This is a genomic window from uncultured Sphingorhabdus sp., from assembly GCF_937872355.1.
GTDB lineage: Bacteria > Pseudomonadota > Alphaproteobacteria > Sphingomonadales > Sphingomonadaceae > Sphingorhabdus_B.
In genome coordinates, this window is sequence record NZ_CALMSV010000232.1 from 1 (window position 1) to 10,905 (window position 10,905).

Genomic DNA, 10,905 nt, shown 5'->3' on the forward strand with positions numbered 1-10,905 from the left:
CTTTGAACATGTCTATTTCTCCCGCCCAGATTCGATCGTCGATGGCAACAGCGTCTATTCGGTGCGCAAAGCTATTGGCGCGGAACTGGCGCGCGAAAATGGCATCGATGCTGATTATGTCATTCCCGTTCCCGATAGCGGCACGCCTGCAGCCATCGGCTATGCCGAGGCATCCGGCATTCCTTTCGAACTCGGCATAATCCGCTCGCACTATGTCGGACGTACCTTCATCCAGCCCGGTGACGGCGTGCGCCATTTGGGCGTCAAACTGAAGCACAACGCCAACCGCAATCTGGTTGCGGGCAAGCGCATCGTTTTAATCGACGACTCAATCGTGCGCGGCACCACCAGCCTGAAGATCGTGCAAATGATGCGCGAGGCCGGAGCGAAAGAAGTGCATATGCGCATCGCTAGCCCGCCGACGACCAACAGTTGCTTCTATGGCGTCGACACCCCCGAGCGTGAAAAGCTGCTCGCAAGCCGGATGAACATCGCCGAAATGTGCGATTATATCCATGCAGACAGCCTCGCCTTCCTGACCATCGAGGGGCTTTACCGGGCATTGGGAGAGGCGCATCGCGATGCCGCCAATCCTCGCTATTGCGACGCCTGCTTCACCGGCGATTATCCGACCAAGCTGACCGATTTCGATGAGCATAGCGCCGCCGGGCAGCTCAAACTGCGGGTAGTCGGCTAGGCCATGGGCGGAATGCAGGGAAGGATCGCATTGGTCACCGGTGCGAGTCGGGGTATCGGCGCGGCAACGGCGGAGAAACTGGCGGCACAAGGCGCGCATGTTATCCTGACAGCGCGCACTGCCAAAGATCTGGAGGCCGTTGAGCAGCGGATATTCGATGCGGGAGGCAACGCCACCATCGCGCCGATGGACCTGACCGAAGCGGGCAATAATGAACGTCTAGCCGCCGCCGTCCGCGAACGGTGGGGCAAGCTCGACATGTTGGTGCTCAACGCGGCGATGCTTGGCACATTGGCGCCGGTGCCAGTCATCGACGCGGCCGAGTTTAACCGCGTGCTGACACTAAATTTGCTCGCACAACAGGCGTTGATTGCAGCCTTTGACGGCTTGCTGCGCGCGAGTGACGCCGGACGTTTGGTCGTACTGACCAGCAGCGTCGGGCAACAGCCGCGCGCTTATTGGGGGGCCTATGGTGCGTCGAAGGCCGCACTTGAAAATCTGGCATTAAGCTATGCCGAAGAAGTGCAGAATCTGTCATCGGTCCGGGTCGCTATCGTTGACCCCTCACGGACCCGCACCGCGATGCGGGCGAAGGCCTATCCCGGTGAAGACCCCGCGACGCTAAAGGACCCATCGGTGGTCGGCGAAGCGATCACGCAGATGTTACTCGGCGGCTTCGAGACCGGCCATCGCCTCATTGTCGACTGACCCGCTTTCCTTGATCATCGCATAGGCCGCCAAAGCCCGCTCACGCGCCGCACGGTGGCCGATGATCTTGGCCGGATAATCGGCAGGCCGGACGCCATATTCGTCAGGATCATGAATATAGGGATCGGACAAATGCGCCAGTTCGGGCACCCATTTCCGGATATAGTCGCCCGCGTCGAATTTCTCCGACTGCGATAGCGGTGCCATGATGCGCACAAACATGTTGCTGTCGACGCCGCTGCCCGCCGCCCCCTCCCAGTTGCCCGCGTCCGAGGCGTGGTCGGCGCCGCCCAGCGTGCCCCAAACCCATTGCTCACCGACCCGCCAGTCAATGAGCAGGTGCTTGATCAGGAAAGACGCTGCGATCATCCGGACGCGGTTGTGCATCCAGCCAGTAGCCCAAAGCTCGCGCATGCCAGCATCGACTATAGGATATCCGGTGAGACCCTTGGTCCAGCGGTAATAATCCTGCTGGACTTCGCCATCGCCCATGTCGCGCCACGGAAAATGGTCAAACGCCTTGCGTGCATTGCGCACCCCATAATCTGGGAATTGCAGGATCACATTGGCGGCATATTCGCGCCAGACAATTTCTTTCAGATAGGTGTCAACCGAACCACCTGCATCCATCGCCGCGTGCCAGATGGTTGCCGGAGAAACCTCTCCGAAATGCAGATGCGGCGACAGAAAACTTGTCCCCGGCAAAGACGGCAGGTTGCGCTTTTCCTGATAGCGATTGGCCCTGGGGAGGAACTCTTCGAGCCGTTGCGCAGCACCTGCTTCGCCCGGCGTCCAGAAATCGCGCATACCCCCTGCCCAATCAGGCTTTGAAGGCAACAGGCCCCAACTATCGAGAACATCGCTGTCCGGCCATTGCTCGAGGGCTGGAATGTGATCCGGCGCTACACGTGGCGCGGCAGGCGGCATATGTTGCGAAAGGGCGCGCCAGAACGGCGTGTAGATTTTGAACTGGCCGCCGCTGCCGGTTTTCACGCTGCCAGGCGGCCTTAGATATTGCCCGTCATGCCGGATCAGCGAGGTGCCGACCGGCAGGATGTCCTGCACAGCGCGCTCTGCGTTGCGCCACCAAGGCTCGTAATGCCGCAGGCAGTGGATTGCAGATGCATTCACTTCTCGTGCAAGCTGGGCCAGCACCTGTGGAGATGACCCGCGACGAAGGATCAACCGCGAACCGCGTTCGCGCAATGCTGAGTCCAATGCTTTCAGACTGTGGTGCAGCCACCAACGCGATGCACCGCCCATGCGTCGGTGCTTGGGCGTATCATCGTCTAATATGTATACCGGCGTTATCGGCCGCCCGCGCGCCACCGCAGCCAGCAGCGCCGATTGATCGCTCAGGCGTAAATCTCTCCGGAACCAGACGATTGTTGTCATGCGAAGGCGCAATACAGTCAACGCGTTGAAAACAGGATACGGGCTTAGACCGTAGGGCCTATCGCTTGGGTGCTACGACTATCTCGAAATTATTGCGGACGACACGATTGTCGAAACGCTGGTCGCGAATGACGATATTTCCTGCCTTGTCCTTTTCGGCAAATGGCATGCGCGCCCAAAAGAGGAAATCCCGCGCATCGCGATCGTGCGCAACGGCATCTGCGGTCGCGGAAAGGCTGTCCATATTATGGCGGTAGGTCTTGCTATCGATTGAGGCCCCTCGACCCAATTGATATTCGCCCTTCCCCATCTCGAAATCGTCGCGCCACGCAATCTCGCGCCGCCAGAAGGCTATGGGCACGGCATTGGCGACGACGAGTGGATCGGGCATCGATGCGGTCTGGTCATAACGCGCAACGACCAGTTTTTTCGCCTCACTCTCTGCATGCGATGAAAGCAGCCCGTTAGCGACAATATATAGGAATATTGCAGCGAAAGCTGTTGCCGGCGTTCGCCAATCGGCACGCCCCGCTTTTTCACGCTTGCGCGACAACCAGACACCAAAAATCAGGGCAATCCAGATCCAGATGTCGATGATAAACAGCGTATCGCCATAAAACCACTGGCTCGAAAAGGGCTCAAGCAACCGGATGCCGTAATTGTTGAGCCAGTCGAGCGCCGGATGGCTGAGCGTACCGATATAGGCCAAAGCCAGCAGCCATCCCGCATGCACCGGCAGTCGCTTCTCAGGCCGCGTGCCCCCCCTGCTTGCCAGCGATCATAGCCGATCATGATGGCCCATAGGATGATGGGCAAAAGCAACATGGCAATCGGACCATGCGTAATGCCGCGCCGGATCGCCAGATGTTGATGCCCGCCGAGCAGCGTCGCTACGGCATCGATATCGGGCAGGTTCGCAGCAATAATCAGCGTCGGCATCGCCAAGCCGGTTTTGCGCTTGAGGCCCATTTGGCCAAGCACGGCACCGGCGAGCGAATGGGTCAGGTTATCCATGCGACCGCAATAGTTCCGAATCGAATGAAACGCACTTAGGCCAATGTCCTAGTGCTTCATTCAACCGTCCAGGTCTGGCCCTTGCTGATCAGTGCCTGCAGGTCAGGCGTCTTACCTTCGGAAAGCTTGGCATTTTGCTCGGTCACTGCGCTGTCAAAGGTCGGGCGCGGATCATCATAAAGCACACCGAGAGCCATAGGGAATTCACCGAACGGCATTTCGACCAGCATGTGGGCAATCGCGCGGTTTTTGACATTATGGACGATAACCCCCGCTGCCTGCCAGTCACCTTCAGCCACGCCGACGACCTTAAGCGTCAACGTATCCATATCCATCGCGATACCTTTGCTGCCACCGTCGAACAGCATCGGCTGGCCATCCTGCAGCCACAATTGACGAGCTTCGGCGCCCTTGGGCGCTGCGAAATCCTCGAACACATCCTTGTTGTAAACGATGCAGTTCTGGAAGATTTCGATGAAGGCCGCGCCCTTATGGGCATGCGCGGCTTTGAGCACATCGGGAAGATGCTTCGATACGTCGAACCCGCGTGCAACAAAGCGCGCGCCTGAACCCAGCGCGAAGGCACAAGGCGTGGCGGGGCGGTCGACCGAACCGAATGGCGTCGACGGCGATTTGGTGCCAACGCGGCTGGGGGGCGAATATTGCCCCTTGGTCAGCCCATAAATCTCATTGTTGAACAGCAGGATCTGGCAATCCAGATTGCGACGTAGCAGGTGCATCGTGTGATTGCCACCAATCGACAGCGCGTCGCCATCGCCGGTGATGATCCAGACGTCGAGATCGGGATTGGCCAGCTTCACCCCCGTCGCCACCGCTGGCGCACGGCCGTGGATGGTGTGAAAACCATAGGTTTCCATATAATAAGGGAAGCGCGACGAGCAGCCGATTCCGCTGATGAAAACCGTATCCTCAGGCTTACGGCCAAGCTCCGGCATGGTGCGCTGCACGGCCTTCAGGATCGCATAGTCGCCGCAACCGGGGCACCAGCGGACTTCCTGATCGGTCTCCCAATCCTTGGGGCTCGATTTCTGGATGGGGGTCATGTCGTTCATGCGAGTGCCTCCTCGATGGCGGCTTCAATTTCAGCGATGCGGAAGGGTTGGCCGCTGACTTTGTTGAGCGGCTTGGCGTCAATCAGATACTGGTCGCGCAGCACGGTCTTGAACTGGCCGGTGTTCATTTCGGGCACGATCACCTTGTCATAGCTTTTCAGCAGATCCCCCAGATTGCCGGGCATCGGCCAGATATGGCGAACATGGATGTGGCTGACATCATGGCCCTTGGCGCGCATCCGGCGCACCGCCTGATGGATCGGGCCGAAGGTTGAGCCCCAGCCAACTACGGCAAGCTTGCCGCCTTCTGTACCCAGGCAGACATCCTGATCGGGGATGTGCGCTGCTATGCCATCAACCTTGCCCTTGCGGATGTCGGTCATCGCCTGGTGGTTGGCGGGCGAGTAGTTGAGGTGGCGGGTATCGCCCTCTTTCTCAATACCGCCGATGCGATGAAGCAGGCCGGGCGTACCGGGCTTTACCCAAGGACGTGCCAGCTTATTGTCGCGACCATAGGGCTTGAACCCGCCTTCGGGCACATGATCGAGGAACGAAACCGGGAACGGCTTATAGCTGCTCATATCCGGAACCTTCCAGGGCTCAGCCGCGTTGGCGATATAGCCGTCGGTGAGCAGGATGACCGGCGTCATGAACTGGGTGGCAATCCGCACCGCCTCAATCGCGCAATCGAACACGTCGCTCGGGCTGCGCGCAGCTATCACTGGCAGAGGGGTATCGCCATTGCGGCCATAGACCGCCTGATAGAGGTCCGACTGCTCGGTCTTGGTCGGAAGCCCGGTTGAGGGGCCGCCACGCTGCGAGTTGATGATCACCAGCGGAAGCTCAGTCATCACCGCCAAGCCGATAGCTTCGGTCTTGAGCGCGATGCCCGGACCCGAGGAGGACGTAACCCCCAACTGCCCCGCATAAGATGCGCCGATAGCCGACGCGATCGCGGCAATCTCGTCTTCCGCCTGGAAGGTGGTGACGCCATATTCCTTGAACCGCGCCAATGCGTGGAGGATCGAGGATGCCGGCGTAATCGGATAGCCGCCAAAGAACATCTTCACACCTGCCAGCTGGCAACCGGCGACAAGGCCCATAGCGGCGGCATCCGCACCATTAATCGTACGATACAGGCCGGGGTCGGCTGGCGCTGCATCAACATGCTTGCGCGGAATGGAAACCGCCCCAGGATTGCCGATCTCGGCTGTCTCGCCATAGGCATGGCCTGCATTCAGCGCGGCGATATTCGCGTCGGCGAGAATCGGGCTTTTGGCGAACTTGTCCTTCAACCATTGGATGATCGGTTCGCGGTCGCGATCGAACATCCAGAGCGCGAGACCCAACGTCCACATATTTTTGCAGCGCAGCGCTTCCTTATTGCCAAGGCCGAACGGCTTGACCGCATCCATCGTCAGCTGGCTGATGTTGAAATGGACCAGCTGCCATTTGCCGAGCGAGTCATCTTCGAGCGGGTTCGCATCATATTGCGCCTTGGCGAGGTTGCGCGCGTTGAACTCGCCATCGTCGGCAATAATCAGCCCGCCGGGTTTCAAATCCTTCACATTCGTCTTTAGTGCCGCCGGGTTCATCGCGACGAGCACATCGGGCGCATCACCCGCCGTGTCGATTTCCGAAGCGCCAAAGTTGATCTGGAACGCCGATACGCCGAACAGCGTGCCTTGCGGTGCACGGATTTCGGCAGGGAAATCGGGGAAGGTCGCAAAGTCATTGCCTGCCAGTGCCGAAGACAAGGTGAACTGTCCGCCGGTCAACTGCATGCCGTCGCCCGAGTCCCCCGCAAAGCGGACCACTACGGCTTCGGGATGGGGGATTTCGGCTTGGGATTGGGTATCGATGCTGCGCGCGGCAGTGGCCATTTCGTAAAGTCCCGCAATTTTAATTGTTCTATTAAGACGTCCTTATGCGCGCTTTTGCGCCAAATCCAAATAGGAAATCTGTTTTGTGGCACAGTCCGGCTTTGCCATGGACGCGCCCAGAGGTTCGGGTTATGCCTTTTGCAATTGAGGACAGGAGAGAGACGATGAGCAACCATTTTGTGCGGCCCGATGTGCAGGCGCTTCTCGATATGTTGAACAGCCAACCCGGCCCCAAGATGCACGAACTTTCCGCTACGGAAGCGCGCGGAATGATGACCGTGATGGGTGCCATGGCGGAAGAGGAGTTGGGCGAGCTGGCGGTCGTGCGCGACCTTTCAATCCCGGGGCCGGCAGGTGTAATTCCGGCGCGACTCTATGATGCCCGCGAAGACCGCGGGGCCGGTCCGGTCATGGTTTTCTACCATGGCGGCGGATTTGTGATCGGTGATCTGGACATTTACGGCCCCTATTGCGCCGAAGCAGCGCGGCAGCTCGACATGCCCCTCATCTCGATCGATTACCGCCTCGCTCCCGAGCATCGCTTCCCCGCCGCAGCAGTCGATTGTGAGGCCGCGACCCGCTGGATCGCAGGCAGCCCCGCTGAACTCGGACTCGAAGTCACAGGCCTCGTCACCTCCGGCGATAGCGCTGGCGGAAACCTGACTATTGTAACCACCATGGCGCTGCGCGACAATCCGGCGGCCGTTCCGGTGTTGGTGCAGCATCCCATCTATCCAGTCGTCACCGACAGCAATGATTGGCAGAGCATGCGCGATTTCGCCGAAGGCTTTCTGTTGACCAGGGATTCGATGGATTATTTCCATGCCGCCTACGCCGCCGACTCCAACGACTATCGCGGTGCGCCGATCAAATTTTCTCAGGAAGGTATGCCGCCTTCGCTGGTGACCACGGCCAGCCTCGACCCACTGCGCGATCAGGGCCTAGCCTATGTCGAGGCGTTGAAAGCTGCGGGCGTTCCCGTCCAGCATCGCAGCGCTGACGGCAATATCCACGGCCACATCACTTTGCGCAAAGGCATTCCGTCTTCAAAAGACGATGTTGCCGGCAATCTCGCCGCATTGAAAGCAATGCTGGCCGAAGTGATGGCCGACGCCTAAGGCAACTTACATGAGCGACACAGAAGACCTGCCCTATCGTCCCTGCGCGGGCATCATGCTTGCCAACCGGGCGGGGCTGGTCTTTGTCGGCCAGCGGATCGATAATCCCGGCGACGCCTGGCAGATGCCGCAAGGTGGCATCGATGATGGCGAAGACCCCGAAGTCGCGGCCTTCCGCGAACTAGGCGAGGAAACCGGCCTGCTGCCTGACCATGTCGACCTGCTGGCGCGCAGTCGCGAAGAATATTTCTACGACCTCCCCCCCGAATTGCAGGGCAATATCTGGGGCGGGCGCTGGCGCGGGCAAAGGCAATGGTGGTTCCTGATGCGCTTCAAGGGTGAGGACAGCGACATCAATATCGAAGCCCATCATCCTGAATTTTCGCGCTGGAAATGGGCAGAGGCACAGGAATTGCCCAAGCTGATCGTGCCGTTCAAACGGCGGATATATGAAGGCGTGGTGGCGGAGTTTGGGCCGCTGATTTAAGCGTCAGTTCGCCTTCTCAACCGTCGGCTTTATCTCGACAGCACTGGCCTGCAGCGCATCCTTGGTTCCTGCCTTTTCGATGGCAACAGCCAAACGATCGCTTTCCCCGCATTTAGACCGGCACAATATCTGCAGCCGCGCGAGATTTTTCTTCGCAGCATCCAGCGCGCCCTTGGAAGCCATCAACTCGCCCTGCGCGGCGATAACGGCAACATCATTGGGCTCGATATCAAGCGCACTCTTGTAGAAAGAAATCGCCTTGCCCTTCAGCCCTTGCTGCGCGGACACTTCGGCCATGCCGACAAAAGCGGCTCGATTGCGCGGATCAACCGCCAATGCAGTTTCAAACCAGCCCAGCGCATTGTCATATTGCCCGGCCTTTTGCGCAGCCACTCCTTCTGCGACGAGCGCAACCGACTGCGGATCGATATCATGATCAGCTTTTTTGCCGATGCTGGCGCTCGACGCCATCAGGAACACGGCAGACAAAGCAATGACGGGGGGAGAAAAACGCATAATCAGCTTCCAGACATTAGACACCGGTAGCCCCCGCTATCACAGCTTATGCAAACGCGCCAAGTAGAAGCCATCGCTACCGTCATGTGCCGGGGTTAGCAAGATGCCAGCGCCATCGGGTCTTCCGGCAGCAAGTTCCGGATTGCCCGCTTCAAAGTCCGGATGCCGCAACAAAAAGGCATCAATCTGATCCCGGCCTTCACAGCCGAACAGGGAACAGACTGCATAGACGAGATGTCCGCCCGGTTTGACCAACGCTGTAGCCAGATCGAGCAAGCGGCCCTGTTCCGAAACAAGCCTCTGCAAATCCCGCTGGTCCAGCCGCCAGCGCGTTTCCGGATTGCGCCGCCATGTGCCACTGCCCGAGCAGGGCGCATCAATAAGGACGACATCGCAGGCATTGAGCAAATGCTCGAGCGCACCCTTTTCCTTGTTAGGATTGAGCAACAGGGTTTCTATGAACCCGGCTTTGGCGCGAGCAGCGCGTGGAGGCAATTGTTGCAGCCGATCTCGATTGGTGTCGGCAGCAACAAGCCGCCCCTGCCCCGCCATATGCGATGCGAGCGCCAGCGTCTTCCCCCCTGCGCCGGCGCACAGATCAAGCACGGTCATTCCGGGTTGCGCGTAGCAGGCCTCCGCAATCAGCTGACTGCCAAGATCCTGCACTTCAATCGCGCCCGATGTGTAAAGCTCACTACTCTCGATCGCATAGCCCGTAGGCAGCCGCAACCCATCCCGACTTTCAGCCAGTACGGCGGCTTCTGGCAGCTTTTCTGCGACAGCATCCCGATCGGCAATCAATCGGTTCATACGAATGTCGAGCGGTGCCCGTTCGAGCAAAGCAGGATATTCGCCTTCAGCCAGCAGGGCCGAGAATAAGGGTTTCACCCATTCGGGTAAAACGCCGCCTGTCGCGCGTTGTTCATCAGCGGCAATCGGAACGGGTCCATAAGCAAGGCCATCGAACAGGGCAGCAAGTTCGCTATCCCGATCTGCTAGGGCCACCATAGCCGAACGGCCATTTTCGGGCCTTTCCCCAAAGGTGCGAATGGCCCGCCACGTCAGATCACGCACCGCGCGGCGATCCTTTGAGCCCGCATAGCGACGGACAGCAAAAAAGGCGGCTGCTATCCGATCCGCAGAAGCGCCCTTATCCCGCGTTGCCGTGATGATGGCATCGAGCAATTCGACGGAGGCCTGAACTCTGGCAGCAGGCGTCATATAGGCTTCTTAGCGCGTCGGATAATTGGGGGCTTCCCGCGTGATCGTTACGTCATGGACGTGGCTTTCGCGCAGGCCTGCATTGGTGATCTGCACAAATTGTGCGCGTTCCTGCAGGTCGGCAATTGTCGCCGCGCCGGTATAGCCCATCGCTGCCTTGATCCCGCCAACCAGTTGGTGGATGACGTCCGAAGCAGGGCCCTTGAACGGAACTTGCCCTTCAATACCTTCGGGCACCAGCTTCAGCTGATCCTTGATATCCTGTTGGAAATAGCGGTCAGCGGAACCACGAGCCATTGCGCCGACCGAGCCCATGCCGCGGTAGCTTTTGTAAGCGCGGCCCTGATAGAGGAAGGTTTCGCCCGGCGCCTCTTCGGTACCGGCGAGCAACGAGCCGACCATCACGCTCGACGCGCCAGCGGCCAAAGCCTTGGCCAGATCGCCCGAAGTGCGCAGACCACCGTCAGCGATTACGGGAATGCCTGACTTCGCAGCTTCTTCCGCCGCATCCATCACTGCGGTCAACTGCGGCACGCCCACACCTGCGACCACACGTGTTGTACAAATCGAACCTGGGCCGATGCCAACCTTCACGCCATCTGCACCCGCATCGATCAACGCACGGGTGGCCTCTGCTGTCGCAACATTGCCAGCGATGACCTGAACCTTGCTCGACATCTTTTTGATTTCGGTAACCGCGACCGAGACCATCTTGCTATGACCATGCGCGGTATCGACGATGATCACATCGCACTCGGCGTCAACCAGCGCACGGGTGCGCTCAATGCCTTTG

At 59.2% G+C, this 10,905-nt stretch carries 11 protein-coding genes and 1 pseudogene; 4 read left to right on the forward strand and 8 right to left on the reverse strand.

Annotation, left to right across the window (positions count from 1 at the left end):
* Together Q0239_RS15350 and Q0239_RS15355 are read left to right on the forward strand one after the other, a co-directional pair.
* The coding region (locus Q0239_RS15350; RefSeq protein ID WP_298604499.1) for an amidophosphoribosyltransferase at window positions 1-697 on the forward strand (697 nt) is incomplete at its 5' end.
* 12 nt (window positions 698-709) lie between these two features.
* Window positions 710-1,405: an SDR family NAD(P)-dependent oxidoreductase gene (locus Q0239_RS15355; protein ID WP_298604501.1), complete on the forward strand. Its 696-nt coding sequence runs from the start codon at window positions 710-712 to the stop codon at window positions 1,403-1,405.
* On the opposite strand, the gene Q0239_RS15360 is transcribed toward Q0239_RS15355, so the two are convergent.
* The 5 genes and pseudogenes from Q0239_RS15360 to Q0239_RS15380 all read right to left on the reverse strand — a co-directional run bounded on the left by Q0239_RS15360 (window position 1,361) and on the right by Q0239_RS15380 (window position 6,770).
* Window positions 1,361-2,800: a deoxyribodipyrimidine photo-lyase gene (locus tag Q0239_RS15360; RefSeq protein WP_298604503.1), complete on the reverse strand. Its 1,440-nt coding sequence runs from the start codon at window positions 2,798-2,800 to the stop codon at window positions 1,361-1,363. The two genes, Q0239_RS15355 and Q0239_RS15360, sit on opposite strands and share 45 nt — an antisense overlap.
* Window positions 2,801-2,858: 58 nt before the next feature.
* On the reverse strand, window positions 2,859-3,533 hold the full coding sequence (locus Q0239_RS15365; protein WP_298604504.1) for a metal-dependent hydrolase: 675 nt from the start codon (window positions 3,531-3,533) through the stop codon (window positions 2,859-2,861).
* A gap of 14 nt (window positions 3,534-3,547) precedes the next feature.
* A pseudogene (locus Q0239_RS18225) lies at window positions 3,548-3,814 on the reverse strand (metal-dependent hydrolase); the annotation flags it as partial.
* A 56-nt stretch (window positions 3,815-3,870) separates the two neighbouring features.
* Window positions 3,871-4,887, reverse strand: coding sequence for a 2-oxoacid:ferredoxin oxidoreductase subunit beta (locus tag Q0239_RS15375; RefSeq protein WP_298604508.1), 1,017 nt, complete (start codon window positions 4,885-4,887; stop codon window positions 3,871-3,873).
* The gene (locus Q0239_RS15380) at window positions 4,884-6,770 is read right to left on the reverse strand and encodes a 2-oxoacid:acceptor oxidoreductase subunit alpha (protein WP_298604510.1); all 1,887 of its coding nucleotides are present in this window, start codon (window positions 6,768-6,770) and stop codon (window positions 4,884-4,886) included. The genes Q0239_RS15375 and Q0239_RS15380 overlap by 4 nt, the downstream gene beginning before the upstream one ends.
* A gap of 164 nt (window positions 6,771-6,934) precedes the next feature.
* Between Q0239_RS15380 and Q0239_RS15385 the strand changes: the two genes are divergently transcribed.
* On the forward strand, window positions 6,935-7,888 hold the full coding sequence (locus Q0239_RS15385) for an alpha/beta hydrolase (protein ID WP_298604512.1): 954 nt from the start codon (window positions 6,935-6,937) through the stop codon (window positions 7,886-7,888).
* 10 nt (window positions 7,889-7,898) lie between these two features.
* Window positions 7,899-8,375 carry an RNA pyrophosphohydrolase gene (locus Q0239_RS15390; protein ID WP_298604514.1) on the forward strand — a complete coding sequence of 159 codons (477 nt, stop codon included), beginning with the start codon at window positions 7,899-7,901 and terminating at the stop codon, window positions 8,373-8,375.
* 3 nt (window positions 8,376-8,378) lie between these two features.
* On the opposite strand, the gene Q0239_RS15395 is transcribed toward Q0239_RS15390, so the two are convergent.
* The 3 genes from Q0239_RS15395 to Q0239_RS15405 form a co-directional block, all read right to left on the reverse strand.
* Entirely contained in the window at window positions 8,379-8,891 is a 513-nt protein-coding gene (locus tag Q0239_RS15395) for a tetratricopeptide repeat protein (protein ID WP_298604515.1), read from the reverse strand.
* A 39-nt stretch (window positions 8,892-8,930) separates the two neighbouring features.
* Entirely contained in the window at window positions 8,931-10,112 is a 1,182-nt protein-coding gene (locus tag Q0239_RS15400; RefSeq protein WP_298604517.1) for an RsmB/NOP family class I SAM-dependent RNA methyltransferase, read from the reverse strand.
* A gap of 9 nt (window positions 10,113-10,121) precedes the next feature.
* Window positions 10,122-10,905, reverse strand: a 784-nt coding sequence (locus Q0239_RS15405) for an IMP dehydrogenase (protein WP_298604519.1), incomplete at its 5' end; no start/stop codon positions are given.

What these genes read in the sequence shown, in the direction of transcription:
- Q0239_RS15360 (WP_298604503.1), bottom strand. Translation starts at nt 2,800, where the DNA reads ATGACAACAATCGTCTGGTTCCGGAGAGATTTACGCCTGAGCGATCAA.
- Q0239_RS15400 (WP_298604517.1), bottom strand. Translation starts at nt 10,112, where the DNA reads ATGACGCCTGCTGCCAGAGTTCAGGCCTCCGTCGAATTGCTCGATGCC.
- Q0239_RS15390 (WP_298604514.1), top strand. Translation starts at nt 7,899, where the DNA reads ATGAGCGACACAGAAGACCTGCCCTATCGTCCCTGCGCGGGCATCATG.
- Q0239_RS15385 (WP_298604512.1), top strand. Translation starts at nt 6,935, where the DNA reads ATGAGCAACCATTTTGTGCGGCCCGATGTGCAGGCGCTTCTCGATATG.
- Q0239_RS15375 (WP_298604508.1), bottom strand. Translation starts at nt 4,887, where the DNA reads ATGAACGACATGACCCCCATCCAGAAATCGAGCCCCAAGGATTGGGAG.
- Q0239_RS15355 (WP_298604501.1), top strand. Translation starts at nt 710, where the DNA reads ATGCAGGGAAGGATCGCATTGGTCACCGGTGCGAGTCGGGGTATCGGC.
- Q0239_RS15395 (WP_298604515.1), bottom strand. Translation starts at nt 8,891, where the DNA reads ATGCGTTTTTCTCCCCCCGTCATTGCTTTGTCTGCCGTGTTCCTGATG.
- Q0239_RS15380 (WP_298604510.1), bottom strand. Translation starts at nt 6,770, where the DNA reads ATGGCCACTGCCGCGCGCAGCATCGATACCCAATCCCAAGCCGAAATC.